General features: G+C 72.8%; 25 protein-coding genes. 11 read left to right on the top strand and 14 right to left on the bottom strand.

Annotation, left to right across the window (positions count from 1 at the left end; genetic code table 11):
• Positions 1-12: 12 nt before the first annotated feature.
• Genes FBY23_RS26870 through FBY23_RS23645 form a run of 4 tightly spaced genes read right to left on the bottom strand, consistent with a single transcriptional unit; the run spans position 13 to position 4,485 of the window.
• Positions 13-1,827: a sugar phosphate isomerase/epimerase and 4-hydroxyphenylpyruvate domain-containing protein gene (locus FBY23_RS26870; protein WP_141800376.1), complete on the bottom strand. Its 1,815-nt coding sequence runs from the start codon at positions 1,825-1,827 to the stop codon at positions 13-15.
• On the bottom strand, positions 1,824-2,672 hold the full coding sequence (locus FBY23_RS23655) for a shikimate dehydrogenase (RefSeq protein ID WP_141800375.1): 849 nt from the start codon (positions 2,670-2,672) through the stop codon (positions 1,824-1,826). The genes FBY23_RS26870 and FBY23_RS23655 overlap by 4 nt, the downstream gene beginning before the upstream one ends.
• Complete coding sequence (aroQ, locus tag FBY23_RS23650; RefSeq protein WP_141800374.1) at positions 2,669-3,133, bottom strand: type II 3-dehydroquinate dehydratase; 465 nt, start codon at positions 3,131-3,133, stop codon at positions 2,669-2,671. The genes FBY23_RS23655 and aroQ overlap by 4 nt, the downstream gene beginning before the upstream one ends.
• Positions 3,130-4,485 carry an MFS transporter gene (locus FBY23_RS23645; RefSeq protein WP_141800373.1) on the bottom strand — a complete coding sequence of 452 codons (1,356 nt, stop codon included), beginning with the start codon at positions 4,483-4,485 and terminating at the stop codon, positions 3,130-3,132. Before FBY23_RS23645 ends, aroQ begins: the two co-directional genes overlap by 4 nt.
• Before the next feature lie 112 nt (positions 4,486-4,597).
• On the opposite strand from FBY23_RS23645, the gene FBY23_RS23640 reads away from it, so the two are divergent.
• The 3 genes from FBY23_RS23640 (at position 4,598) to FBY23_RS23630 (ending at position 8,050) form a co-directional block, all read left to right on the top strand.
• A complete protein-coding gene (locus tag FBY23_RS23640) occupies positions 4,598-5,593 on the top strand; it encodes a LacI family DNA-binding transcriptional regulator (protein WP_141800372.1) in 996 nt (331 codons plus the stop codon).
• Between the two features lie 334 nt (positions 5,594-5,927).
• Positions 5,928-7,592, top strand: coding sequence for an MDR family MFS transporter (locus FBY23_RS23635; protein WP_260806524.1), 1,665 nt, complete (start codon positions 5,928-5,930; stop codon positions 7,590-7,592).
• The gene (locus FBY23_RS23630; protein ID WP_141800371.1) at positions 7,589-8,050 is read left to right on the top strand and encodes a MarR family winged helix-turn-helix transcriptional regulator; all 462 of its coding nucleotides are present in this window, start codon (positions 7,589-7,591) and stop codon (positions 8,048-8,050) included. The genes FBY23_RS23635 and FBY23_RS23630 overlap by 4 nt, the downstream gene beginning before the upstream one ends.
• Before the next feature lie 21 nt (positions 8,051-8,071).
• Here FBY23_RS23630 and FBY23_RS23625 read toward each other — a convergent pair whose 3' ends face one another.
• Both FBY23_RS23625 and FBY23_RS23620 read right to left on the bottom strand, forming a co-directional pair.
• Positions 8,072-9,661, bottom strand: coding sequence for a glycoside hydrolase family 13 protein (locus FBY23_RS23625; protein WP_313901103.1), 1,590 nt, complete (start codon positions 9,659-9,661; stop codon positions 8,072-8,074).
• On the bottom strand, positions 9,658-10,386 hold the full coding sequence (locus FBY23_RS23620; RefSeq protein WP_141800370.1) for a hypothetical protein: 729 nt from the start codon (positions 10,384-10,386) through the stop codon (positions 9,658-9,660). Before FBY23_RS23620 ends, FBY23_RS23625 begins: the two co-directional genes overlap by 4 nt.
• 60 nt (positions 10,387-10,446) lie before the next feature.
• Here FBY23_RS23620 and FBY23_RS23615 point away from each other — a divergent pair, with 60 nt between their 5' ends.
• Positions 10,447-11,133 (top strand): metal-dependent transcriptional regulator, encoded by a 687-nt coding sequence (locus tag FBY23_RS23615; RefSeq protein ID WP_141800369.1) that lies wholly within the window; start codon positions 10,447-10,449, stop codon positions 11,131-11,133.
• Here the strand turns inward: FBY23_RS23615 and FBY23_RS23610 are convergent.
• The 5 genes from FBY23_RS23610 to FBY23_RS23590 form a co-directional block, all read right to left on the bottom strand.
• Positions 11,120-11,950 carry a Sir2 family NAD-dependent protein deacetylase gene (locus tag FBY23_RS23610; RefSeq protein ID WP_260806523.1) on the bottom strand — a complete coding sequence of 277 codons (831 nt, stop codon included), beginning with the start codon at positions 11,948-11,950 and terminating at the stop codon, positions 11,120-11,122. The two genes, FBY23_RS23615 and FBY23_RS23610, sit on opposite strands and share 14 nt — an antisense overlap.
• A gap of 157 nt (positions 11,951-12,107) precedes the next feature.
• A complete protein-coding gene (locus FBY23_RS23605) occupies positions 12,108-12,671 on the bottom strand; it encodes a protein-L-isoaspartate O-methyltransferase (RefSeq protein ID WP_141800367.1) in 564 nt (187 codons plus the stop codon).
• Entirely contained in the window at positions 12,649-12,915 is a 267-nt protein-coding gene (locus FBY23_RS23600) for a DUF2277 domain-containing protein (RefSeq protein WP_141800366.1), read from the bottom strand. Before FBY23_RS23600 ends, FBY23_RS23605 begins: the two co-directional genes overlap by 23 nt.
• A gap of 32 nt (positions 12,916-12,947) precedes the next feature.
• Positions 12,948-14,942, bottom strand: a complete 1,995-nt coding sequence (locus tag FBY23_RS23595) for a beta-propeller domain-containing protein (protein WP_141800365.1) — start codon at positions 14,940-14,942, stop codon at positions 12,948-12,950.
• Positions 14,939-15,457: a SigE family RNA polymerase sigma factor gene (locus FBY23_RS23590; RefSeq protein WP_141800364.1), complete on the bottom strand. Its 519-nt coding sequence runs from the start codon at positions 15,455-15,457 to the stop codon at positions 14,939-14,941. Before FBY23_RS23590 ends, FBY23_RS23595 begins: the two co-directional genes overlap by 4 nt.
• 67 nt (positions 15,458-15,524) lie before the next feature.
• Here FBY23_RS23590 and FBY23_RS23585 point away from each other — a divergent pair, with 67 nt between their 5' ends.
• Positions 15,525-16,724 carry a trans-acting enoyl reductase family protein gene (locus tag FBY23_RS23585; RefSeq protein ID WP_141800363.1) on the top strand — a complete coding sequence of 400 codons (1,200 nt, stop codon included), beginning with the start codon at positions 15,525-15,527 and terminating at the stop codon, positions 16,722-16,724.
• 165 nt (positions 16,725-16,889) lie between these two features.
• Here the strand turns inward: FBY23_RS23585 and FBY23_RS23580 are convergent, their stop codons facing one another.
• On the bottom strand, positions 16,890-18,593 hold the full coding sequence (locus tag FBY23_RS23580; protein ID WP_141800362.1) for a sigma-70 family RNA polymerase sigma factor: 1,704 nt from the start codon (positions 18,591-18,593) through the stop codon (positions 16,890-16,892).
• Positions 18,594-18,725: 132 nt separating this feature from the next.
• On the opposite strand from FBY23_RS23580, the gene FBY23_RS23575 reads away from it, so the two are divergent.
• Positions 18,726-19,307, top strand: a complete 582-nt coding sequence (locus FBY23_RS23575) for a dienelactone hydrolase family protein (RefSeq protein WP_141800361.1) — start codon at positions 18,726-18,728, stop codon at positions 19,305-19,307.
• 6 nt (positions 19,308-19,313) lie between these two features.
• Here FBY23_RS23575 and FBY23_RS23570 read toward each other — a convergent pair whose 3' ends face one another.
• Both FBY23_RS23570 and FBY23_RS23565 read right to left on the bottom strand, forming a co-directional pair.
• The gene (locus tag FBY23_RS23570) at positions 19,314-20,555 is read right to left on the bottom strand and encodes a hypothetical protein (protein WP_141800360.1); all 1,242 of its coding nucleotides are present in this window, start codon (positions 20,553-20,555) and stop codon (positions 19,314-19,316) included.
• A gap of 53 nt (positions 20,556-20,608) precedes the next feature.
• Positions 20,609-21,454, bottom strand: a complete 846-nt coding sequence (locus FBY23_RS23565) for an LLM class F420-dependent oxidoreductase (protein ID WP_141800359.1) — start codon at positions 21,452-21,454, stop codon at positions 20,609-20,611.
• A gap of 68 nt (positions 21,455-21,522) precedes the next feature.
• Here FBY23_RS23565 and FBY23_RS23560 point away from each other — a divergent pair, with 68 nt between their 5' ends.
• Genes FBY23_RS23560 through FBY23_RS23540 form a run of 5 tightly spaced genes read left to right on the top strand, consistent with a single transcriptional unit; the run spans position 21,523 to position 25,712 of the window.
• Positions 21,523-22,098 (top strand): TetR/AcrR family transcriptional regulator, encoded by a 576-nt coding sequence (locus tag FBY23_RS23560; RefSeq protein WP_222117928.1) that lies wholly within the window; start codon positions 21,523-21,525, stop codon positions 22,096-22,098.
• Positions 22,098-23,354 carry a cytochrome P450 gene (locus tag FBY23_RS23555; RefSeq protein ID WP_141800358.1) on the top strand — a complete coding sequence of 419 codons (1,257 nt, stop codon included), beginning with the start codon at positions 22,098-22,100 and terminating at the stop codon, positions 23,352-23,354. Before FBY23_RS23560 ends, FBY23_RS23555 begins: the two co-directional genes overlap by 1 nt.
• Positions 23,354-24,139 carry an SDR family oxidoreductase gene (locus FBY23_RS23550; protein WP_141800357.1) on the top strand — a complete coding sequence of 262 codons (786 nt, stop codon included), beginning with the start codon at positions 23,354-23,356 and terminating at the stop codon, positions 24,137-24,139. Before FBY23_RS23555 ends, FBY23_RS23550 begins: the two co-directional genes overlap by 1 nt.
• Positions 24,136-25,518 carry a cytochrome P450 gene (locus tag FBY23_RS23545; protein ID WP_313901102.1) on the top strand — a complete coding sequence of 461 codons (1,383 nt, stop codon included), beginning with the start codon at positions 24,136-24,138 and terminating at the stop codon, positions 25,516-25,518. The genes FBY23_RS23550 and FBY23_RS23545 overlap by 4 nt, the downstream gene beginning before the upstream one ends.
• The gene (locus tag FBY23_RS23540) at positions 25,515-25,712 is read left to right on the top strand and encodes a ferredoxin (RefSeq protein WP_141800356.1); all 198 of its coding nucleotides are present in this window, start codon (positions 25,515-25,517) and stop codon (positions 25,710-25,712) included. The genes FBY23_RS23545 and FBY23_RS23540 overlap by 4 nt, the downstream gene beginning before the upstream one ends.

The raw sequence follows: 25,712 nt of genomic DNA, 5'->3' as shown, positions 1-25,712 counted from the left end.
GCAACCAAACTGCTAGACATTCCCGGGGCGGGCGTTGCCTCCGTCACAGCTCGGTCGGGAGGCGGCCTGGGCCGCCAGCCGGACGTGGGTGTTGGCGGCGCCGTAGCCGTCGTACCCGCCCCGGCGCTCGAGCAGCTCGACGCAGAAGCCCTGGGGGAGCACGGGTGTGTAGGCGTGCAGCAGCTCGCCGTCGCCGGCGCGGTCGTAGAGGACGCCGTGCTCCCGCAGCTCCGCGAGCAGCGCGGGATCCAGGTCGAAGCGGGCGCCGAGGTCGGCGTAGTAGTTGTCCGGTACCGGCATGAGGGGTACGCCGGCCGCCCGCAGCCGGCGTACCTCCGCCAGCAGGTCGGCGCACCGGAAGGCGACCTGGACGACGCCCGACGGGAGCCGGGGGGCGGCGACGTCGGGCACGTTGACGACCAGTCGCAGGTCGCCTGTCGCGGGTCGGAAGGCGCGGCTGCGGACCCGGCCGTGCGGGTCGATGAACTCCTCGAGGGCCGCCGGTTCGAGGCCGAGCAGGGTGCGCAGGAAGGCGACCTCTTCGTTCAGCGCGCGGGCGGGTACGGCGACCCCGACGTGGTCGATGCCGAGCCAGCCGCGCTCCTCCGGCGGGGCCGCGCCGAAGTCGTGGCGCCAGTCGTCGGCCTCGCCCGCGGGGCCGCTGACGAAGACGGGCACACCCGCCGGGGAGGTGATGCCGGGCAGGCGGGTGTCGCCGGTGGTCCGCGCCACGGAGACGCTCGGCCAGAGCAGGGCGGCCGCGCGCTCGGCCACCTGGGCGACCGGTGCTGTGGCGATGCCGAGCGCGGGGCCGGTGGCGCCCGCGTCGACCAGCACCTCGGCGGCGCCGTGGCGCCAGCGGGCGACCGGCTTGTGGTGGTGCCAGCCGGCCAGCGTGAAGCCGAGCCGGGCGAGCAGGTCGTCGGTCGCGGGGCCGGCGGGGAGCTCGAGGAAGGCGGCGTCGGCACGCTCGGGTGCCGGCGGCGCGACGGGTACGGCGGTCGGGTCGCGGCGGGCCAGGTCGTCCTCGAGGTGGACCAGCGAGCGCAGCGCGTCGCGGGCGGTGGTGGCCGCAGGGGACTCCCGCACGACGTCGCTGAAGACCTCGAGGGACAGCGGGCCGTCGTACCCCGCGGCGAGGACGGCCTCGACCACTCCGGTCACGTCCATCGTCCCCTGGCCCGGGAAGCAGCGGTGGTGCCGGCTCCACTCGAGCACGTCCATGTCGAGCAGCGGGGCGTCGGCGACCTGGAGGAAGCCGATCCGGGCGCCGGGTACGCCGGCCAGCGCGCCGGCGTCGTCGCCGCGCGAGAGCAGGTGGAAGGTGTCGACCGCGAGGGTGACGGCGGGGTGGCCGGCCCGCTCGACGATGTCCCAGGCCCGGCCGACCCGGTCGACGTGACGGCCCCAGGCGAGCGCCTCGAAGGCGAGGACCAGCCCGCGCTCGGCGGCCAGGTCGCCCAGGACCGCCAGCTGGGCGGCCGACAGGGCGGGGTCGTCGATCGCGTCCGGCTGGACGTTGGAGCACAGCAGCACGACCGGTGCGCCCAGGGCAGCGGCGACGTCGAGCTTGCGGGCGACGCGTCGTACGACGGCCGGGAAGTCCGCAGGCCGCACGCCCTCGACGTCGCGCACCGGCTGGAACAGCTCGATCCGCAGGCCGAGGTCGGCGCACCTCCTCGCCACGTCCTCGGGACCCAACGGCGAGGCGACCAGGTCGTTGTCGAAGATCTCGACACCGTCGAAACCCGCCGCCGCGATGGTCTCGAGCTTGTCGGCGAGCAGGCCGGACAGGGAGACCGTTGCGATGCTGCGGCGCTTGGTCATGACGTCAGGTCCGCGAAGTGGCGGGCCATCCGGTCCGCGTCGGCCTGCCTGCCGGTGAACAGCTCGAAGGCGTCGACGGCCTGGCCGACCGCCATCCCACCACCGGGGACGACCCGGCAGCCACGCGAGCGGGCGAGCGCGATCAGCTCGGTCTCGAGCGGGAAGTAGACGACATCGGCCACCCACAAGCGCGGGTTCACCAGCGCCGGCGCGACGGGCAGCCCGGCGTGGCCGTGCATCCCGATCGGGGTCGCGTTGACCAGGCCCTGCGCCTCGGTGAGGGCCGTGGCGACGTCGTCGACCGGCGTGATCCGCTCGGCCGCGAACCTCTTGCCGAGCCGGATCGCGGCCGTCTCGGCCCGCTCGGCGTCGGCGTCGTGGATCGCGACGTGCGCGGCACCCTGGTCGAGCAACGCGTAGGCGACGGCGAGGCCGGCGCCCCCGGCGCCGACGACGACGGCGTGGTCGGTGACCGCGTCGGGCAGGGCCGAGCGGAACGCCCGCCCCCAGCCGGACCAGTCGGTGTTGTGGCCGACGAGCCGGCCGTCGCGGATCTGGACGGTGTTCACCGCGCCGAGGTCGTCGGCAGCCTGCGAGATGTCGTCCAGCAGCGGCAGCACCGCCTGCTTGAAGGGGTGGGTGAAGTTGAGCCCGTCGAAGCCGAACGCATGCGCCCACCGGATCAGCTCGGGCAGGTCCTCGACGCCGAACCCGCGCACCTCCGCGTCGATGCGCCGGTAGGTCAGCGCCACGCCGTGCGCCCGGCCCTCGCGCTCCTGCATCGCCGGGGTCAGCGAGCCGCCGATGCCGGCGCCGACCAGGCCGAGGCAGTACGACGCGCTCATCGCTGCTCCGCCAGGCGGTCGTCGGCCAGGTGCGCCACGTGCTCGACCGCCATCGCGTAGCCGCGGGCACCGCAGCCGGTGACGATCCCGTCGGCCACCTCGGCGACGTACGAGTGGTGCCGGAAGGCCTCGCGGCGGTGGATGTTGCTCAGGTGCACCTCCACGACCGGGCCGTCGACCACGGCGAGCGCGTCGCGGACCCCGACCGAGGTGTGGGAGAGGGCGGCCGCGTTGACGACGACGCCGGCCGCGCTGTGGCGCAGCTCGTGGATCGCGTCGACGAGCACGCCCTCGTGGTTGGTCTGGCGGAAGTCGAGGTCGTAGCCGAGCCGGTCGGCGACCGCGTGGCAGAGGTTCTCGATCTCGGGGAGGGTGGTCGTGCCGTAGGCCCTCGGGTCCCGCTCGCCGAGCAGGTTGAGGTTGGGGCCGTTGAGGACGGCGATCACGGGTCGTGCGCTCATCGGGCCGGCTCCGGCACCGGGAGGGCGGCGCCGCGGGTCGTCGTACGGCCGACCTCGGCGGTGGGGACGCGGTGCGTGCCGGACGGGCCGGTGAGCACGGCGATCGCGGAGATGGTGCAGGCGGCGACCACGAAGCCGGCGACGCGGTACCAGTTGTCGGCGTCGCCGTCGAGCAGCCAGCCGGCGATCGTGGGTGTGAACCCGGCGAGGGCGAAGCCGAACTGGGTGCCGATCGCCATGCCGGACAGGCGGACCGACGTGGGGAAGTACTCGGCGTACGTCGCGGGCCACACGGCGTTGGGCATGCTGTAGACGACGCCGGCCAGCGCGATGCCGCTGATCAGGACGAGCGGCACGTCGTGCTGCGTGATCGACCAGAGGAAGAGCGTCACCAGGACGCTGCTGCCGATCAGACCGGTGACGAAGACCGGCTTGCGGCCGATCCGGTCGGAGACCGAGGCCCACAGCGGGATGGTGCCGACGGCGACGACGTTGGCGACGATCGCGAGCCACAGCATGGTGGTCTTGCTGATCTCGATGCCGTAGTCCTCGGAGGTCGCGAGGTTGAGCGCGAGGACGGCGAACATGGTGTTCACGACCGCGACGAACGCCGCGAAGAAGACCCGGACGACACCGGCCCAGTGGTCGCGGAAGAGCACGCCGAGCGGCGCCTTGGGCGTCTCCTCTCGGGCGGCCTCGCGGTGGAACTCGGGCGTCTCGTCGAGGGTGCGGCGGATCAGGAAGCCGATCAGCACGACCGCGGCGCTCAGCCAGAACGGCACCCGCCAGCCCCAGCTGAGCAGCGCGTCCTCGGGGAGCACGGCGGCCAGCGGCAGGAACACGGCCGGGGCGAGGATCTGTCCGCCCTGGGTGCCGCTCAATGTGAAGCTCGTGAAGAACCCGCGCCGGTCGTCGGGTGCGTGCTCGAAGGACATCGAGTTGGCGCCGGCCTGCTCGCCCGCGGCGGAGAGGCCCTGCAGCAGGCGGAGCACGACGAGCAGCGCCGGGGCGAGCATCCCGACCTGGCCGTACGTCGGCAGGCAGCCGACCAGGAAGGTGGAGACGCCCATCAGCAGCAGCGTCCCGATCAGGATCCGCTTGCGACCGAGCCGGTCGCCGACATGGCCCATGAAGAACGAGCCGATCGGGCGGGCGACGTACGCGACGCCGAAGGTCGCGAAGGAGGCGATGCTGGCCGCGGTCTCGTTGCCCTCGGGGAAGAAGATCTTGGGGAACACCAGGGCGGCGGCGGCGCCGTAGATCGCGAAGTCGTAGTACTCGAGCGCGCTGCCGCACCATGCCGCGAGTGCGGCCTTCCGCGGGGTGCGGACCGGGGCGAGGTCCTGGGCCATCTCGAACTGCCTTTCTCCGTCGCCTCCACTGTGGACGCGAACTGCGCAGGACGCTACGAGTGGCGCCGGTCACATGGCAATCGGTTGCCATTTCTTGCCATAGACTGCTGCCGTGGCAGTTCCGAAGCGGGTCACCATCACCGACGTCGCCGAGTCCGCGGGTGTCGCGACCTCCACCGTGTCGCGCGCGCTGAGCACCCCGGGCCGCGTCAACGCGACCACGCGCGAGCACATCCTCGAGGTCGCCGCCCGGCTCGGCTACGTGCCGAACCCGAGCGCCCGTGCGATGAGCTCGGGCCGCACCCACACCTACGCACTGCTCGTCCCCGACATCACCAACCCCTACTTCGCCGGCGCGATCAAGGGTGCGGAGCGCGCGGCCGCGGCGGCCGGCAAGACGCTGGTTCTCGGCGACACCCAGGAGAGCGCGGCCAAGGAGGGCGAGCTGATCGCCCGGCTGGGGCCGGCGGTCGACGGGATCGTGGTCGCGGCCGCCCGTGGCACCGACGACGACCTCGCCGCGGCGGGGGCGCGAAACCGCCTCGCTCTGGTGAACCGCACCCTCCCTGGGGTGCCCTCGGTCGTCGCCGACTACGACGCCGGCACCCGGCAGATCGTCGATCACCTGGTCTCGCTGGGGCACCGGTCCCTGGTGTTCCTCGGCGGGCCGCACGAGTCCTGGTCCGGCGCCCGGCGCTGGGCCGGCCTGCAGGCCGCCGCCGCGGACGCGGGCGTCGGCGCGCGCCGGCTGGGCCCGTACCTGCCCACGCTCCAGGGTGGTCCCGCCGCCGCGGACGCGGCCCTCGCCGCCGGCGCGCACGCCGTCGTGTGCCACAACGACATGCTCGCCATCGGCGTGCTCCGGCGGCTGGCTGCGCGTGGTGTGCGCGTGCCCGAGGAGGTCAGCGTGGTCGGCTTCGACGACATGTTCGGCGCCGACTTCTGCCAGCCCGCGCTCACCACGCTCGCCGAGCGCACCGAGGACGCCGGCGCCTGCGCCGTCGAGCTGCTGCTCCGCCCGCCCTCCGGTACGCCGGCCTCGGTCGTCGTACCCACGCAGCTGCGGGTGCGCGAGTCGACCGGCACGCGCCCTGGATCGCCTTCGTAAATGCCGTTGTGCGCGGCGGATCGGCGACCTACCGTTGTCGCACACGGGAAAGGAGGTGGTCCGAAGAATGAGTTCTTCCAGGACGCGTGAGGTGGCTGCCCGCTAGCAGCCCATGCAGTTCCGACGGGCTGCGCGCGAAACCAACGCAGCCACCCGACCCGCAGGTGAAACCGGGATCGTCCCCCGGCCCGGTCCGAGGACCGCACCTGCGGGTCGCTGCATTTCGTCGCCCTCGATGTCTCCAGCGTCACAGAAAGTTGCCGTCGTCAACCATCTGGCATATGGTTGATCTACGACAACCATTTGGGTGATGACGAGAAGAGATGACGACTCGATGACGAACGCTCCGTCGGCCACCGCCGAACCGGGCCAGATGACCCACCGCGAGATCCTGGAGGCCCTGACCGGGCTGCTGCTCGCGATGTTCGTGGCGATGCTCTCCAGCACCGTGGTGAGCAATGCCCTCCCCGCGATCGTGACCGACCTGCACGGCAGCCAGACCGGCTACACGTGGGTCGTGGTCGCGACGCTGCTGACCATGACGGCGACCACCCCGATCTGGGGCAAGCTCGCCGACCTGTTCAGCAAGAAGCTGCTGGTGCAGGTCGCACTGGTGATCTTCTCGGCCGGCTCGGTCGTCGCCGCGGTGGCGCCCAGCATGGGCGTGCTGATCGGCGCGCGCGCCTTCCAGGGACTCGGCGTCGGCGGTCTGACCGCACTGGTCCAGGTCGTCATCGCCTCGATGGTCTCGCCGCGTGAGCGCGGCCGCTACAGCGGCTACATCGGCGCCGTCTTCGCGACCGCGACGGTCAGCGGCCCGCTGCTCGGCGGCCTGATCGTGGACAGCCCGATGGGCTGGCGCGGCTGCTTCATCGTCGGCATCCCGATCGCCGCGATCGCCTTCGTCGTCCTCCAGAAGACCCTGCACCTGCCGACCATCAAGCGCGACGTCAAGATCGACTACCTCGGAGCCACCCTGATCATGGCCGGCATCAGCCTGATCCTGGTCTGGGTCAGCCTCGCCGGCACCAACTTCGACTGGATCTCCGGGATGTCCGCGGGGCTCGTCGTCGGCAGCCTGGCCCTGATCGGCGGCGCGCTGTGGGTCGAGGCCAAGGTCGCCAGCGAGCCCGTGATCCCGCTGCGCCTGTTCCGTGACCGCACCACCGCGCTGGCCACCGCCGCCTCGGTGATGATCGGTGTCGCGATGTTCGGCGCGACCGTCTACCTGAGCCAGTACTTCCAGCTCGCCCGCGGCATGAGCCCCACCGAGGCCGGTCTGATGTCGGTCTGCATGGTCGGCGGCCTGCTCGTCTCCAGCATCGTCAGCGGCCGGATCATCACCCAGACCGGTCTGTGGAAGCGCTGGCTGGTCGGCGGCATGATCTTCGTCATCGCCGGCATCGCCCTGCTCGGCACCATCGACGTCGACACCCCGCTGGTCGTCGTCGGCAGCTACATGGCGCTGGTCGGCATCGGCCTCGGCGCCACCATGCAGAACCTGGTCCTGTCGGTGCAGAACAACGTCGCCGTCGAGGACCTCGGCGCGGCCAGCTCGGTCGTCGCGATGTTCCGCTCCATCGGCGGTTCCGCCGGTGTCGCGGCCCTCGGCGCGGTGCTCGCCCACCAGGTCACCAGCGGCGTCACGAACGGCATCGAGGCACTCGTCCGGGCCGGGAAGATCAGCCAGGAGCAGCTCGCCGCGATGCAGCACTCCACCGGCGACATCCCCAAGCTGGCCGACCTCCCGGCCCCGATCCGGTCCCTCTACGAGGCCTCCTTCGGCGACGCGGTCGGTCACCTGTTCCTGGTCGCCGTGCCGTTCGCCGTGGTCGCCTTCCTGTGCATCCTGTTCATCAAGGAGGTCCCGCTGCGGACCTCCACCGGCCCGAGCGTCGCCGAGTCGGAGGTCGAGGCCGCCCTGGTCGCCAGCGGCGAGCCGGTCGACTACCCGGGCTACGAGGTGGAGGGTGCGGCCGCGAAGGGCGAGCGGCGATGACCGCGACGCTCGCCCGCGGCGAGGCGCTCAAGGACCTCGAGATCGAGGTCGGCGTGCTGATCCGCCGGGTACGCCGGGTGATCGGCGAGCGGGCCCGGGCGGTCCATCCCGACCTGCTGCCGTCGTCGTACCTCATGCTCAGCTACGTCCGTGACCACGGGCCGCTGCGCGCCTCGGCGATGTGCGCGGTCTTCGAGATCGACAAGGGCGCGATCAGCCGGCAGGTGCAGCACCTGATCGACCTCGGCCTGGTCGACCGGGCGCCCGACCCGGAGGACGGCCGGGCGACGCTGCTCAGCGTCAGCGAGGAGGGCGTACGACGCCTCGAGGCGGTCGCCGAGCAGCGCCGCGAGCAGCTCGCCGAGCGGTTGGGGGACTGGCCGGTCGAGGAGCTCCAGGAGTTCGCGGTGTCCCTGCGGCGCTACAACGACGCGCTCGGCATCCCCGCCGATCGCTGACCTTCCAGGCCCGCGGCGGGCTCAGCGGATCCAGGCGGCGGTGTCCGGCGGCAGCACGCCGCCGGGCAGCGGCCCGCTGCTGATGAGCACCTCGCCCTCGGGCAGGGCGGCGGGGTAGGTCCCGGCGTTGAGGACGACGCTCACCCCCGCCCGTCGTACGACGAGCACGTCGCCGTCCACGTGCGCGACCGTCTCCTCGTCGGCGCCGGCGAAGACCTCGCGTCGCGCGGTGAGTGCGCGCTTGTAGAACGCCAGGGTCGAGTCGGGGTCGGCGTCCTGGGCCGCGACCGTCAGCGGCGCCCAGTCGGCGGGCTGGGGGATCCACGGCTGGGTGCCGGCCGGCCCGCCGAAGCCGTACGGCGGCGCGTCGCCCGACCACGGCAGCGGCACCCGACAGCCGTCGCGGCCGGGCTTGCCGGTGCGGAACCAGGACGGGTCCTGCCGCGCCTCGGGCGGCACGTCGACCTGCTCGAGGCCGAGCTCCTCCCCCTGGTAGAGGTACGCCGATCCGGGCAGCGCCAGCATCGCCAGCGTGGCCGCGCGGCCGCGGGCGAGGCCGACCGGACCGCCGCCGTACCGGGTCGGGTGCCGCTCCACGTCGTGGTTCGACAGCACCCAGGTGGGCGCCGATGCGGCCGCGGCGACGGCGGCGATCGAGTCGTTGACGACCTCGGCGAACGCCTCGGCCGACCACGGGGTGCCGAGCCAGCCGAAGTTGAACGCCTGGTGCAGCTCGTCGGGACGGATGAACATCGCCATCGACGCGGCGGTCTGGGTCCACGCCTCGGCGACGGCCATCCGGTCGCCGGGGTAGGAGTCGAGCACCTCGCGCCAGCGCCGGTAGACGTCGTGCACCTCGGGCTGGTCCCACATCGGCTCGTCGTTGAGGACCCGCTCGACCATGGACTCAGCCGACTTCTTCGCCTTCTTCGGCCGGACCTGGTCGCGCAGCGAGGCCTCCTTGTAGAGCCCGTGCGCGACATCGACCCGGAACCCGTCGACCCCGCGGTCGAGCCAGAACCGCAGCACCCCCTCGAACATGTCGCCGACCTCCGGGTTGCGCCAGTCGAGGTCGGGCTGGGAGGTGTCGAAGAGGTGGAGGTACCACTCGCCGTCCGGCACCCGCGTCCACGCGGGCCCGCCGAAGATCGAGTCCCAGTTGTTGGGCGGCTCGGCGCCGTCCTTCCCCCGTCCCGGGCGGAAGATGTAGCGGGCCCGCTCCTTCGATCCCGGAGCCGCGGCCAGCGCGGCTCGGAACCAGGCGTGCTGGTCGGAGGTGTGGTTCGGGACCAGGTCGACGATCACCCGCAGGCCGAGCCCGTGGGCGGTCTCCAGCAGCCGGTCGATGTCATCGAGGGTGCCGAAGAGCGGGTCGACGTCGGTGTAGTCGGCGACATCGTAGCCGTGGTCCTTCTGCGGTGAGGTGTAGAACGGCGTGATCCACAGCGCGTCGACGCCGAGCTCGCGCAGGTACGGCAACCGCGAGGTGATGCCGGGCAGGTCGCCGATCCCGTCGCCGGGTGCCGGCATCGCGTCGGCGAAGCTGCGGACGTACACCTGGTAGACGACGGCGTCGTACCACCACGGGTGGCTCCGCTCGGCGCCGCTCACCGGAAGGCCTCCGGGTCGACGGTGATCCAGGTGTGCTCGGCGGTCGCGACCACCTCGTCGTGGGGGCCGTAGATGGTCGCCGCGGTGAACGTCCTGCGGCCGTCGATGCCGCGCAGCTCGCCGACGACGACGTACCGCTCCGAGGTCCGCGGCAGGCTGAGCAGCTCGGCGGTCATCTGGCCGAGCACGGACGGGCGGCCCTCGAGGTCGCTGGCCCAGCCGCCCGGGCAGTCGAGCGCGGCCCAGGCGATCGGCACCGCGCTCTCGTACGGCGTCCAGGTGGCCGCGACCCGCTGGTCGTCGGCGTCGCCCGGGGCGACCGTTCCGGCGAAGATCCGCAGCCCGTCGCCGACCCGGCGGTCCGGCCCGCAGGCGAAGCAGGTCGGGAAGGGGTGCGAGCGGTGGCCCAGGTAGCGGGTCTCGGCCTCCGCGGCGGCCGCGGCCGAGACCGGCGCGACCGGGACCGGCCGGGTCTCGGCGTACACCGCCTCGGCGACGGCCTGCCCGTCGCGGGTGAGCGTCGCCCCGGCCGCGGTCGCGAGCACCGGCATCGGTACGTCGAGCGGTGGGGGCAGGCGCAACGTGACGGTGACCGCCGTGCCGATGCCCTGGGCCGGCAGCGTGGCGGCGAGGGCTCCGCAGGTCCAGCCGCCGTTGCCGGAGCGGGGCGGTCCGTTGAAGCGGTGGGGGACGATCAGGGGCGGCAGCGAGGAGGACGCGGTCACCGGTCCAGCATTGCAGGCCGCTGGTTCGCGGCCTTTCTCTTAATGGGTCAGAATAGGCGGGTGAGCGATCTCATCGACACCACCGAGATGTACCTCCGCACGATCTACGAGCTGATCGAGGAGGGCATCGTCCCGCTGCGGGCGCGCATCGCCGAGCGCCTGCACCAGAGCGGGCCGACGGTGTCGCAGACGGTGGCCCGCATGGAGCGTGACGGCCTGCTGACCGTCGAGGGCGACCGGCACCTGGAGCTCACCGACGAGGGCACCCGCCTCGCGACCCGCGTGATGCGCAAGCACCGCCTGGCCGAGCGCCTGCTCACCGACGTGATCGGCCTCGACTGGGAGCTGGTCCACGAGGAGGCGTGCCGCTGGGAGCACGTCATGTCCGAGACCGTCGAGCGCCGCCTGATCGAGCTGCTCGGCCATCCGACCGAGTCGCCCTACGGCAACCCGATCCCGGGCCTCGGCGAGCTCGGCCAGGACGCCCTCGGCGAGAACTTCATGGCCGACGTCGAGCCGCTCTCCAAGGCTGCCGGGCCCGAGACCGCCCGCGCCGTCGTACGCCGCATCTCCGAGGAGATGCAGAAGGACGACTCGCTGATGAGTGCGATGCGCCGGGTCGGCGCGCTGCCCGACAAGACGATCACGATCCAGGCCACCGCCGACGGCGTGCTCGTGGGTGCCGGCGGAGAGACCGCCGAGATCTTCCCGGAGGCGGCCGACCACATCTTCGTCAAGAAGCTCTGAGCCGCACGTCGGCGAGCGCGGTCAGCCACTCGCTCGTCCCCGCCTCCACCCTGTGGGTGGCGAGGTCGTCGCCGCGCGTCGCGCCGCGGTTGAGGATGACGATGTCGATGCCGCGCTGTGCGGCCCGGCGCACGAACCGCAGCCCGCTCATCACGGTCAGGCTCGACCCGGCGACGAGCAGCGTGCCGCCGGTCGCGGCGAGGGCCTCGACCGCGGCGTAGCAGCGCTCGACCCGCGGCTTCGGGACGTTCTCGCCGAAGAACACGACGTCCGGCTTGAGCGGGCCGCCGCAGTCCGCGCAGGCGGGAACGACGAAGTCCGCGGTCTCCTCGAGGTCGACGTCGCCGTCGGGGCGCACGGCGACGTCCGCGTGCCGGGCCGCCCAGCCGGGATTGGCGTCCTCGAGCCGCTGCTGGAGCGTGGCCCGGGGCGTCGTACGACGGCACGCCAGGCAGACCACGTCGGCGATCCGGCCGTGCAGCGCGACGAGGTCACGGGTGCCGGCCGCCTCGTGGAGGCCGTCGACGTTCTGGGTGACGACCAGGCCGGCGCCGAGCGCAGCGACGGCGCGGTGCCCGGCATTGGGCTCGGCGCGGCGCATCCGGGACCAGCCGAGGTGGCTGCGCGCCCAGTACCGCTGCTGTGCCGCCGGCCCGGACACGAACTCCTGGTAGGTCATCGGCATCCGCGCCGGCGCGCCCGGGCCGCGGTAGTCGGGGATGCCGGAGTCGGTGGACAGGCCGGCACCGGTCAGCACGACGAGGGGGCCAGAGGCGCAGCGCTCGAGCGCGGGGTCGCGTCGGCCGACGAGCGTCACCGCTCCATCGTAGAGACCACCCGGGTGAAGGGCGGCGTCGCGAGCGTCGCGAGGCGCGTGCGATGGCAAGGCGGCGGAGCGAAGACGTGCTCGGCCGCCCATCGAGCGACGTCAACGTAGCCAGCGTGCCTGCATCGCGGCGCGCAGCAGTCGGGCTTCACCCGGGTGGTCTCTGCAGGAGCGGCACGAACACGTAGCGGCCGTGCCGCTCCACCCGCAGCATCTCGCCCGCGACCGGTCCGACCAGGACCCCACCCGGCCGGACCTGGCGGACCAGCGCGTTGGGGAGGGTGGCGGCGTCGGCCGACACCAGGACCCGGTCGTACGGCGCCTGCGCGGGCCAGCCGAGCACCGCGGGGTCGGCGAGGTGCAGCTCGACGTTCGGGCGACGGGGACGCAGGTTGCCGAGCGCCATGGCCAGCACCTCGGGCACCAGCTCGACCCCGACGACGTACCCCGTCGGCCCGGTCAGGTGGGCGAGCAGCGCCGTCGACCATCCGGACCCGCACCCCACGTCGAGCACCCGGTCCCCGGGCTCGACGCCGAGCAGCGTGAGCATGTCGCGGACCGTGGTCGGCTGGGAGTTCGTGACGTCGTACCCCAGCGGCAGGGCCCGGTCGACCGCCGCGAACCGTCGTTGGTCGGGCGGCAGGAAGCGCTCGCGCGGGACCGCCGCGAACGCGTCGTCGATACGGCGATCAGGCGTAGCGGAGCCGGGCACGCGCACGCGCCTTCTCGGCCTCGACCTCCCGGTTCTTCGGCGGCGCCGTCGTCACCAGGTCGTCGAGGAGGTGCTGGGTGATGTGGGCGATCTCCGCGACCGCCTGGTCGAACGCCGCCTGGTTGACCTGGCTGGGCTTCGTCGTACCGCTCACCTTGCGGACGAACTGCAGCGCCGCCGCGGTCACCTCGTCGCGGGTGGCCGGAGGCTCGAAGTTGTTGAGCGGGCGGATGTTGCGGCACATGGCTCCACCGTACGCCGAGGCCTGGCCGGGGATCACAGCTCGAGGAACTGCGCGTCCTCCCCGGTGACCAGCACGACCCGCCCGTCGGGCAGGGGGACCGTCCGCACCTGGTCGACGTCGTCGCCGTACTCCACCTTGATCCGACGCTCGTGCAGCTTCCCGCCGGCGAGCTTGAGCACCGACACGTAGCCCACGCGACGGCTGCTCCACTTCTCGACGACCGTCAGCACGGTGCGGTGGTCGGGCAGCCAGGTGAAGGCGCGGGGGTCGGCGCCGGCGAGGGCCGAGGTGTTGCGGCCGTACGACAGCACGTCGAGGCGGGAGACCCGGGTGGTGTCGCGGACGTCGAAGAGGCCGACCTGGGCGCCCCAGCCGCCGGGGCCAGGGCCCTCGCCGACGCCGATCAGGCGGGCCCGCCCCAGCGGGTGGAGGTACGACGAGAAGCCGGGGATCTTGAGCGCGCCGAGCAGGCGGGGAGCGGCGGTGTCGGTGAGGTCGACGGCGTACAGCGGGTCCCGGCGGCGGAAGGTCACCACGATGGCGAGGTCGTCGAACCAGCGCACCGACTGGATCTCCTCGTTGCGGCCAAGGCCGTCGAGGCGGCCGCGCTCGACCAGCTCCTTGCCCTGCCGGGCCAAGGTGAGCACCGAGCTGAAGTTGCCGGTCTCGCTGGTCGGCCCGACGGCGACCCGGAGCACGCCGCCGGCCTCGTCCAGCGACCACCGGTCGCGGATCGCGCCCTCGACCTCGCCGGAGGCGACGTGGGTGGCGCGGGTGCCGTCGAGCGCGAAGTCGAAGAGGTACGACGACCCGCCGGTCCCGCCGCCGGGGAACACCCGCATCGTCCGGTCCACCGCGGCACCGCACCAGTCGGTGCAGCCCCACGCGCCGGCGCCCGCGCTGGCGAGGTAGAGGTGGTCGGCCGACTCGTAGGCGATGTCGGTGAGGCCACTCAGCCCGATCGCGTCGAGCCGGTCCGCGGAGCCGGCGTCGAAGCCGACGACGCTGGTGGTGCCGAGGGCCAGCTCGTCGGGCGCGAGCGCGACGTCGCGGCAGTCGAGCAGCTGGCGGGGCTTGGCGTCGCCGGCGGTGACGGTGGGCAGCCAGTCCTCGAGGGTGCTGTCCTCGACCGCCTCGCGGTTGTGGGCGAGCGCCTCGTCCTCGCTGCGCTTGCCGGTCGGCTCGACGAAGTCGAGGTCGGGCAGGCCGCTGGCGAGGACCAGGCGGACCGCGTCGCCGTGCTGGCGCACCGAGAGCCGGTCGGCGTCGTAGCTGACGTCGTCGACGACCTTCGGCGCGGCCGGGTCGGCGAGGGAGACCGTCAGCACCCGGGTCCCGGATGTCTCGGGGGTGCTGCCGGCGTCACGGCCGAGGGCGACGACGGTGTCGCCGGCCAGCAGGATCTCGGTGTCGTCGACGCGGGGGAGGGAGACCGAGGAGACCTTCGCGGTCGAGGAGCCGGCGACGTCGTACACGTCGAGGCGCTCGTGGCGCACCACGACCATGATCTTGCCGTCGGTCTTGACCGTGTCGGGCTCGTCGACGCCCGCCTCCTGCACGTTGGTGCCGGTCTCGCTGCTGGTCTGCCGCTCGGTCTGCGGGGTCCGGGCAGCGCCCGAGGCAGCCGAGTCCGCCACCTCGGGCACCTCCACCTGCTTGCGCAGGAGGTCGCCGCCCTCGGCGTACATGATCGGGCCGCCCCAGCCCCACGGGCCGACGACCTGCAGTGCCCGGTCGACGTACGACGTCCGCAGGTCCTCGCACGACGTCGCCGGCTCCAGGTCGGCCTGGAAGGCGACGTGGCGGGGCAGGGTGCCCGGGCCTCCCGGTCCCGCGGCCGGCCCGTCGCCCCCGTCGACGAGCGTGCCGGCGACGAACGCGCCGGCGAGGGCCGTCACCGCGGCGGCGGTCAGCACCGGGCGCACCAGCAGCCGGCGGTGCGGTCGCGAGGCCGTGGCGGCGAGGATCGCGCCCACCGGCGCGGGGTCGGTGGGGTAGTCGTCCCAGAGTCGTTCGAGGTCGGTCACCAGGTGCCTCCGGTGAGGTCGAGGAGGTGGTCGTCGGCGGCGAGGTGCGCCAGCGCGCGGGACAGCCGGCTCTTGACCGTGCCGGCGGGGATGCCGAGCGCGTCTGCGGTCTGGCGCTCGGTGAGCTGGACGAAGTACCGCAGCACGACCACCTCGCGGTTGGGCTTGCTCAGCGCGCCGAGGGCGCGGTGCACTGCGTCGGCGACGGCCACCCGGTCGGTGGCGTCGGGCTCCGCGGTGCGCGGCCCGTCGAGGGGGGCGTCGTACTGCCGGTCCTTCCACCAGCGGGTACGACGCACGTCGCGCAGGCAGTTGAGCAGCATCCGGTAGACGTACGCATCGCGGTTGTCCGCGCTGCTGACCTTCCCCCAACCGGTGTAGCAGCGCACCAGCGTGGTCTGGGCGAGGTCCTCGGCCTCGTGCGGGCGGGCGCCGAGGAAGACCGCGGCGCGGACCAGGCTCGGCCAGCTCTGCCGGACGTACTCGGCGTACGTCGCCTCGGTGTCGGGTTCCACGTGCCTATGACGGGCGAGGGGACCGGGAGGGTTCCATCGGGTTCGGGGGCGATGGAAGAGTGGGGGCATGGCTGACAGCACGCGCCCGTACGACGTCGTCCTGTTCGGAGCCACCGGCTTCACCGGGGGACTCACCGCCGACTACCTCGCCGAGCACGCCCCCGCCGGGCTGCGCTGGGCGCTGGCCGGACGCAACGAGCAGAAGCTCGCCGCCGTCCGCGACCACCTCGTCGCCGCCAACCCGGCGAACGCCGCGCTCGCCGACCTGCCGCTGCTGGTCGCGGACGCCGCCGACGCGGACGCGCTGGCCGAGGTGGTGGCGACGACGAAGGTGGTGGCGACCACGGTCGGCCCCTACCTCGAGTACGGCGGCCCGCTGGTCGCCGCGTGCGCCAACGCCGGCACGGACTACGTCGACCTGACCGGCGAGCCGGAGTTCGTCGACCGCACCTACGTGGAGCACAACGCCGCCGCCGAGGGCTCCGGTGCGCGCCTCGTGCACTCGTGCGGCTTCGACTCGATCCCGCACGACCTGGGCGCCTACTTCACGATCAAGGAGCTGAGCAAGGAGGTCGGTGGCGAGATCACGACCCCGGTCACGATGCGCGGCGTCGTCCGCGCGGGGGCGGGCTTCTCCGGCGGCACCTTCCACTCCGCCCTCACCGCGTTCTCCCGTGCCCGGCAGATGAAGGAGGCCTCGACCGCACGCCGCCGCCTCGAGCCGCGCCCCGAGGGGCGCCGCTCCCGTGCGGTCGCCGGACGTCCGCGCCGCGACCACGACCTCGGCTACTGGCTGCTGCCGCTGCCCACCATCGACCCGTTCGTCGTGGCCCGCAGCGGCGCCCACCTGGCGTCGTACGGTCCCGCGTTCAGCTACTCCCACTTCGCCGGCACCAAGACCCTGCGGTACGCCGCCGGCGGCGCGGTCGGCGTCACCGGCCTGACCCTCGCCGCCCAGGTACCGCCGCTGCGCAACGCCCTGCTCAAGCGGGTCCCGCAGGGCGAGGGCCCGTCGCCGAGCCGGCGGGAGAAGTCCTGGTTCACCGTCGACTTCGTCGCCGAGACGGACGGTGTGAAGGTCCGCACGAGGGTGTCGGGTGGCGACCCGGGCTACACCGAGACGGCCAAGATGCTGGCCGAGTCCGCGCTGTGCCTGGCCCTCGACGAGAACCCGAACGTGGCCGGCCAGGTCACCACCGCCACCGCGATGGGGGACGCGTTGCTCGGTCGGCTGCAGCGGGCGGGGATCACATTCGAGCGGCGCTGAGCCGCGACGTCGCTGATCCGGCCCGCTGCAACACGCTGTCCACCGCACTGGCCGCCGGTTCTCAGCACGACACGCCGACGACACGCCGTGGCTGCTGCTGACAACGCTCGGGTAGTCGGGTGGACAGCGTGTTACTGCAGTGGTGGAACGGCCGGGGCAGGCTGGTCAGCCGGGGCAGGGGAGCGTGGTGAACCCCGTCGAGCGGGTTGTGGTGTGGCCGGCCCCGTCGACCGCGGTGACGGTCGCGGTGACGGTGCCGCCGATCGGGAACGGGCCGATGCTCGCCGTCCAGCCGCCGCCGGAGCCGGTCATCGCCTTCTGGCCGTTGCCGCTCGGTCCGCTCCAGGCGACCCGGACCGACCGGAGCGTCGCGTCGCCGACCGTGGTGGTGACCGTACGCGGCGAGCAGTCGTCGGCGTGGCTGACCTGGATCGCGCCGATCACGGGCGGGTTGTCGACCGTGACGTGCACGGACACCAGGACCGTGCCGCCGGACCACGCGATCGCGACGGTGCCGGTGCTGCTGCCCTCGGCGAGGGTGGCGCGGTCGGCCGTGACGGACAGGCCGGAGCCCGCGCCGGGCTGCAGGGACCCCTTCGACCGCGACACCGACAGCCACGCGACGCGCGACTTCGCGGTGTAGTCGAGCGCGGTACCGCCGGCGTTGCGCAGCTGCACGGTGCCGCCGGACCTGGCGCCGAGGCGCAGGGTGCGGGTCGAGACGCGGAGGTCGCCCGGGGCGGCCACGGTGGCGTCGGTGGTGGCGCTGGTGGGATCGGTGGGGGTCGCGTCGGTGGTCGCAGGAACCGACGGATCCGCGGGTACGACGGTCGTCGGGGTCGCCGTGGCGATCGCCGTCGTCTCGCTCGCCTGCGTGGTCGGGAGCGAGCTGCTCGTCGCCGGGTCGGTCGCGATCGCCGACTCCTCGTCGGGCCACCAGGCCAGGCCGGCGGCACCGCCGAGGCCGAGCAGCAGCACGACCAGGCCCACGACGAGCAGCACGCGCCTCGTCGTACCGCCCGCTCCGGCTCCGGCCTGACCGGGCAGCACCGGGTCGTCGACGTAGTAGGCGACCAGCCGCTCGTCCTCGAGGACCCGCTCGCGCAGGGCCGCGGGGGCGGCGAAGGCCGGGACGCCGGCGAGCAGGGCGAGCGGGCTGACCATCAGCCTGCGGCGGGTCTCGCAGGTCTCGCAGCCGTCGATGTGGCGGGCGACGCGCTTGCGGATCAGCGGTGAGAATCGCCCGTCCCAGTCGCCCAGGATGCCGGTCAGCTCGCCGCACAGCTCGCTGCCGCGGCGCGCGATGAGCAGCGCCCCGAGCGAGCGCTCGACCTGGTCGCGGGCGCGGCTGAGCATGACGTAGGAGTTCTGCGTCGTCACGTCCATGGCGGCCGCGAGCTCGGCGCCGTCGAGGCCCTGGCGCAGGTGCAGGTCGAGGAGGGCGCGGTCGCGGTCGTTGAGACCCTCGATCGCCGCCCAGACCAGCTCGCGCAGCTCGTCTCGGACCGCGGCGTCGGTGACCTGCTGCTCCGGCCCGCTCCCGAGGTCAGGCATGGCTTCGAGCCACTCGTCGTCGTGGGCCTCCCGGGCCCGGCCGCGCAGGGTGCGCAGGCACTCGTTGCGCACCACGGAGTACAACCACGGCCGCAGCCGTGACGGATCGCGCAGCTGACCGACCTTCTCCGCCATCAGCACGAACGAGTCCGCCACGCAGTCGGCCGCCTCCTCGCGGTTGCGGAGCATCGAGTACGCGAAGTCGTGCAGCCGGTCGGCGTAGCGCTCGTAGACCCCGGCGAAGGCGTGCCGGTCGCCCGCGAGGACGCCCGCGACCAGGGTCGCGTCGTCCGCGGGCGGGCCCGAGACAGTCATGGCGTGATCGTAGGGACACAGGGGTGTGAGCGCCTACGGATCGAGAACTTGCAGGTTTTCCGGGACCGGGTTGTCCCCGGTCGCCACTAGCGTCCTCAGGGTCCCCCACCACCGATCGTCAGGAGTGAAGAGATGGCCGAGGTCGTCCTGTTCCACCACGCCCGCGGGCTCACCGACGGCGTCCGGGAGTTCCCCGAGGCGTTGCGTTCCGCCGGACACGTCGTGCACACCCCCGACCTGTTCGACGGCACCGTCCCCGACAGCCTCGACGCCGGCCTGGCCCTGATCCGCGAGCTCGGTGACGAGCTGGACGCGCGCGCCGACCGCGCCGTCGAGGCCCTGCCGCCCGAGCTGGTGTACGCCGGGTTCTCCGTGGGCGAGGCCGCGGCCCAGCGCCTCGCCCAGGCCCGGCCGGGCGCGCGCGGGGCCCTGCTCTACGAGTCCTGCATCCCCGTCACCGGTGAGTGGGCCTTCGGTCCCTGGCCGGCCGGCGTGCCGGTCCAGGTGCACGGCGGCGAGGGCGACGAGTTCTTCGCCGAGGACCTGCCCGCCGCCAAGGAGCTGGTCGAGGCGGCCGGGCCCGAGCTGGGCGAGCTGTTCCTCTATCCCGCCGACGGTCACCTGTTCACGGACAGCTCGCTGCCGACGTACGACGCCGCGGCGGCCGGTGTGGTGCTGGAGCGGTCGGTGGCGTTCCTCGTGCAGCTCGGTTGAGTCGCCTCAGACCGGGGTGATCGGGATCGACCTGCGCGGCTCGAACACGAACGACGCACCCGTGCTGAACCGGGTGACCGCGACCTCCTCGGCCTCGGGGCGCTCCTCGCCTGCGACGACCTCGACCTGCCACCCGCCGCGCGGCGACGCGGTGACCCGGGCGTCGAGGTGGGGGTCGACGGCGCCGGCGATCGCCCGGAGCGCGTCGGGCCAGTCGGGGCCGCACAGGGAGATCCAGGCCGCGTCCTCGTCGGCAGGTCCGGGGGCGACGGTGATCGCGGCCGCGTCGGCGGACGCGGCGACGTACGCCGCCGGGTTGAGCAGCGGGTGCAGCCAGATCGCGCGCAGAGCGCCGGCGGCGTCGCGAGGCAGGTCGAGGGCGCGGGCCAGCCGCTCGGCGCCGATGCCGGCGATGCCGGTGAGCTGCTTGCGGCGCAGCTTGAGCAGCTCGGCGTCGGTCTCCACGCGCTCGGCCACCGCGAGGGCGAAGCCCCGGTCCAGCAGGTGCATCTGCAGGCAGACCTCGTCGGCGATCCGGACCAGCGCGGAGTGCGAGAACGCGGCGAAGTCGACGTCCGACAGCAATGGTCCGGCGTAGCCGGCGAGGCCGTCGTCGGAGGGGTCGATCGGCGCGAGCTCGAGCAGCGCGGCCCGGGAGCGCTCGTTGACGGCCAGCGCCGGCACCGGCGTCGGCTCGGGGAAGGCGGGGTCGATCGTCACGGTCCAGGCGCAGTGCGGGCTGCGGTCGGCGGGCACGCGCGGCGGCCGGTGGATCGGACGGACCTGGGCGTGCGGGTTGGTGGCGATGGCGGTGGCGTCGAAGGTCGGATCCTCGATGTCGTGACACATGCCCCGCACGTAGTCGGCGCCCATCGGCTCCACGTCGACCAGCGCGCCGCAGTGGTCGAGCCGGAACTCACCGTGCCACGGGTCGTGCACGGTGTAGCGGAAGTCCATGAACTGCGGCGGAGCGCCGATGTCGAGCTGCAGGCCCTTGAAGATGGTGACCACGTCGCCCTGCCCGGGTACGGCGGGCGCGTACCCCAGCGCCTGCTGCATCCGCCGCGTGTAGATGGGCGAGGCGGCCGCCCACTCCTCGATCGCGACCTGCAGCATCTCCTCGCGCCCGAAGGCCGCGATGCACCACGCCATGCCGGAGCGGTCGATCAGCTGGCCCATGAGCAGCAGCTCGGGAACCAGTGTCGCCAGCTCGGCGCGGCTCAGCTCGGCGTACCGGCTGCACCCCATACGAATCGGCTGCGATTTGCCCGGTTCGGGGACCAAATCGAATGGGGTGCCGTTCATACGAGACCCAGCCGGGCGGCCATCTTGTCGAGGTAGGTCAGCACGGCGGACTCGTCGGAGTCGGGCACGCCCCAGATCAGCTCGGACGCGCCGGCGGCCATCCAGTCGGCGAAGTCCTCCTCCGTGGGCCGCTTCGCGACCAGCACCCGGACGTCGGGCTCGCCCTCACGACCGGCCTCGGCCCACTCCTTGCGCAGCAGGCCGGCGCTAGCGGCGACGTCGGTCGAGGTCGGCGTGGTCATCCAGCCGTCGGCGTGGGTGGCGATCCACTTCATCGTCTTCGGTCCGGCGCCGGCGCCGATGATGACCGGGATCCGGCCCTGCGGGGGCTTCGGGTAGGCCCAGCTCGGGCCGAACGAGACGAACTCGCCGTCGTACGACGCCTCGTCCTGCGTCCACAGCGCCCGCATCGCGCCGAGGTACTCCGCCAGCACGGTGCGGCGCTTCGCGGCGGGCACGTGGTGGTCGGTGAGCTCGTCGGTGTTCCAGCCGAAGCCGGCGCCGACGGTGACCCGGCCGCCGGAGAGGTGGTCGAGGGTCGCGAGCGTCTTGGCGAGGGTGATCGGGTCGGACTCGACGGGCAGCGAGACGGCCGTGGACAGGCCGATCCGGGTGGTGACCGCCGCGCAGGTCGCGAGCGAGACCCACGGGTCGAGGGTGCGCAGGTAGCGGTCGTCGGGCAGTTCCTCGCCGCCGGTCGGGTGGAGCGCGTCGCGACGGACCGGGATGTGGGTGTGCTCGGGCACGTAGATCGTGTCGAAGCCCCGCTCCTCGGCCGCCTGGGCCAGTCGGGCCGGCGTGATGCCGCGGTCGGAGGTGAAGAGGACGATCCCGTTGCGCATGCTCACAAACTAGAACGAGTTCTAAGAAATGTCTTGCGCCCGACGGATGCGTCTCCTATGTTGGACATGTGTCCAGTCAGGTGTTCGAGATGCCACGCCAGGGGTTGAACCCCCGGCAGGCCGAGACGGTGGAGAGGCTGCTGGCCGCCGGGCTCGAGGAGCTGCGGGCGGTCGGCCACGAGGCGTTGACGGTCCGCACGGTCGCCCAGCGGGCGGGGGTCTCCCCGGCGACCGCATACACCTACCTCGCCTCCAAGAACCACCTCTTCGCCGAGCTCTTCTGGCGTCACCTGACGGCAACGGAGATCGCCCAGATCGCCGCAGGTACGGCGACCCAGCGGCTCCAGGCCACGATGCGGGCGCTCACCGCGCGGATCGTCGAGGAGCCCGAGCTGGCTGCGGCGGTGACCCCGGCCCTGCTCGGCACCGACCCCGACGTCGCGCGGCTGCGGCTGCGGATCGGCGCGGAGTTCCTGTCCCGCTTCGAGGCCGCGCTCGGGGACGAGGCCGACCCCGATGTCCTCGAGGTGCTGGTGCTGACCTTCTCCGGGGCGCTGCTCCAGGCCGGGATGGGACTGATGACCTACGACCAGATCGCCGAGCGGCTGGTCGCCGCCGTCGACGTGATCATGCGAGGCAACTGATGGTTTCGACAGGATCAACCACCGGCGACCGGTCGACCACCGGCGCCCCGCTGGTCTTCGACCCCTACGACTACGCCTTCCAGGACGACCCCTACCCGACCTACCAGCGCCTGCGCGAGGAGGCGCCCGTCTTCCACGCGGCGGCCGACGACATCTGGGTGGTCTCGCGCCACCAGGACGTCTTCGACGTGCTGCGCAACGACGAGGTCTTCTCCAACCGGATGGGCGTCTCCCTCGACGCGTCGGCGTGGAACTCCGAGGCGCACCGGGTGATGAGCTTCCTCGGCCTCGACGGCGCCGAGCAGTCACGGATCCGCAAGCTGGTCTCCGCCGCCTTCACCCCGCGCCGGGTCCGCGAGCTGACGCCGCAGGTGCAGGCGCTGACCGAGCGCTACCTCGCGCGCACGCTCGCCGCCAACGCCGAGCACGGCGAGGCCGACTGGATCGCCGACTTCGCAGGCAAGCTCCCGATGGACGTCATCTCCGAGCTGATGGGCGTCCCGGTGGCCGACCGCGACGAGGTACGACGACTCGCCGACCTGGTCGTGCACCGCGAGGACGGCGTGCGCGACGTACCGCAGGCCGGCGTGGAGGCCTCCTTCGCGCTCTTCGGCTACTACGGCGAGATGGTCGCCCAGCGCCGCAAGGCGCCGACCGCGGACCTCACCTCGGCCCTGGTCGCGGCCGAGGTCGACGGCGACCGGCTCAGTGACGGCGAGATCATGGCGTTCCTGTTCCTCATGGTGGTGGCCGGCAACGAGACGACCACCAAGCTGCTCGGCAACGCGCTCCTCCACCTCTCCGCGAGCCCGGCGCAGAAGGCGCAGGTCCTCGCGGATCCTGCGCTGGTGCCGGCGTGGATCGAGGAGACGCTGCGCCACGACACGTCCAGCCAGATGCTGGCGCGCTACGTCGTGGAGGACGTCGAGGTCGGCGGCGTGCTGATCCCCGGTGGCTCGAAGGCCCTGGTGCTGCTGGGCAGCGCCAACCGCGACGAGCGGGTGTTCACCGACCCGACCGTCTTCGACATCGGCCGCGAGAAGGCCGAGCTGTCGCAGATCCTGAGCTTCGGCACCGGCCGGCACTTCTGCCTCGGCGCCAACCTGGCGCGGCTCGAGGCCCGGGTGGTGCTCGAGGAGCTGGTACGACGGGTCGCCGACCTCGAGGTGCACGCCGACCGCGCGGTCCGGGTGCACTCCACCAGCGTGCGGGGCTTCGCCTCGCTGCCCGTCACGTTCGTCGAGAGGGGCGCGTGATGGCTGCCTCACGCAAGCCCGTCCACCCCGACCGCCGCCCCGCCGTGATCGCCGGCGCGTCCTCCGGCATCGGCGCCGCGACCGCCCGCGCCCTCGCGACGGCCGGCTTCCCGGTCGCGCTCGGTGCCCGTCGCGTCGACCGGCTCGAGGAGCTGGCCTCGGAGATCCGCGGCGACGGCGGCGAGGCCTTCGTGCACCCGCTCGACGTGGCGTCGACCGAGTCGGTCGAGAAGTTCGCCGCCGCGGCGACGGCGGCGCTCGGCGACATCGAGGTCGTGGTCAGCAACGCCGGCCTGCTCGCCCCCGGCTCGATCCTCGACGCGACGACCGACCAGCTCGCGGCCGAGTTCGACGTCAACGTGCTCGGCGCGCACCGCCTGGTCCGCGCCTTCGGAGCCGGGATGGTCGAGCGCCAGCGCGGCGACCTCGTCTTCGTCTCCTCCGACACCGCCCTGCGTGCGCGGCCGTTCATGCGCGGCTACAGCGCCACGAAGTCCGGGCTGGAGGGGCTGGTCGAGGCGCTGCAGATGGAGCTCGAGGGCTCCGGCGTCCGGGCCTCGGTCGTGCGGCCCGGACCGACCTGGTCGGAGATGGGCTCCGACTGGGACGCCGAGGCCGGCGCGAAGGTCCTCACCGAGTGGGTGAGGTGGGGCCATGCCCGCCACTCCCACTTCCTCAAGGCCACCGCGATCGCCGACGCCATCACGACGGTCGTCAGCGCGCCCCGCGGCGTGCACCTGAGCCCCGTCGACGTGAACCCCGAAGCGCCCCTGGAGAAGAAGTGACCCTCGCCGACATCCCCGAGGTCTCGACCGTCCTGGACGACCAGGGCGCCGACGTACCCGCGATCATCAAGGGCACCGGCCACCTCCCCGAGATGCGGGTCGACCCGATCGCCCTGTTCCACCGGGTGCGCGAGGAGTGCGGCGACGTCGGCCGGTTCCGGCTCGCCGACAAGAACGTCGTGCTCGTCACCGGCGCCGAGGCGAACGAGGCCTTCTTCCGGGCGCCCGACGACGTGCTCGACCAGGCGGCGGCGTACCCGTTCATGACCCCGATCTTCGGCAAGGGCGTGGTCTTCGACGCCTCTCCCGAAGAGCGCCAGCAGATGCTCAAGAACCAGGCCCTGCGCGGCGACATGATGCGTGGGCACGCGCAGACGATCGAGGCCGAGATCCGCCGCATGGTGGCCGACTGGGGTGACGAGGGCGAGATCGACCTGCTCGACTTCTTCGCCGAGCTGACCATCTACACGACCTCGTCGTGCCTGATCGGCAAGCCCTTCCGCGACCAGCTCGACGGGTCGTTCGCCGAGGTCTACCACCGCCTCGAGCACGGCACCGACGCCATCGCGTACGTCGACCCGTACGCCGACATCGACAGCTTCCGGATCCGCGACGAGGCCCGCGAGGAGCTGGTCGCGAAGGTGCAGGCGATCATCGCCGCGCGGATCGCCCGGGCCGAGTCGATGGGAGGTGAGATCCCCAAGCAGGACAGGGATCTGCTCGACGTCCTCATCGCGGTGGGGTACGACGCCGAGATGGTCACCGGCATCTTCATCTCGATGATGTTCGCCGGCCACCACACCTCGTCGGGCACGGCCTCCTGGGCGATGATCGAGCTGCTCCGCAACCCCACCGTGATGGACGACGTCGTCGCCGAGCTGGACGCGCTCTACGCCGACGGGTCCGAGGTCTCGTTCCAGGCACTGCGGTCGATCCCGGTGCTGGAGGCGGCGCTCAAGGAGACCCTGCGGCTGCACCCGCCGCTGGTCATCCTGATGCGGCTCGTGCAGGAGGACTTCGACCTGCTCGGTCGCACCATCCCGGCCGGCACGGTGCTCGCGGCCTCGCCGCGGGTGTCGAACCGGATCGAGGCGGACTTCCCGAAGGCCGACTCCTTCGACCCGGGGCGGTACGTCGACCCGCGCCAGGAGGACCTGCAGAACCGCTGGACCTGGATCCCGTTCGGCGCCGGCAAGCACCGCTGCGTCGGCAACGCCTTCGCGATGATGCAGATGAAGGCGATCTTCTCCGTCATCCTGCGCGACTTCACCTTCGAGCCGGTGCAGGAGCTGGACTCCTACCGCGACGACTTCACGAAGATGGTCATCCAGCTCGCCCAGCCCGCCCGGGTCCGCTACCGCCGTCGGGCGTCGCGATGAGGGTCGTCGCCGACACCGGCCTGTGCCAGGGGCACCAGCTCTGCCAGGGCGAGGCCCCGGACGTGTTCGGGTTCGACGACGACGCCGACGTCGTCACGCTGCTCGACCCGCACCCCGCCGAGGACCGTCGTACCGATGTCGCCACCGCCGTGAAGTACTGCCCTGCTTTCGCCCTTTCGATCGAAGAGGACTGA

The organism is Nocardioides sp. SLBN-35, assembly GCF_006715725.1.
Classification (GTDB): domain Bacteria; phylum Actinomycetota; class Actinomycetes; order Propionibacteriales; family Nocardioidaceae; genus Nocardioides.
Note: the sequence above shows the minus strand (reverse complement) of the source record. Positions and strands in the feature narration are given on the sequence as shown.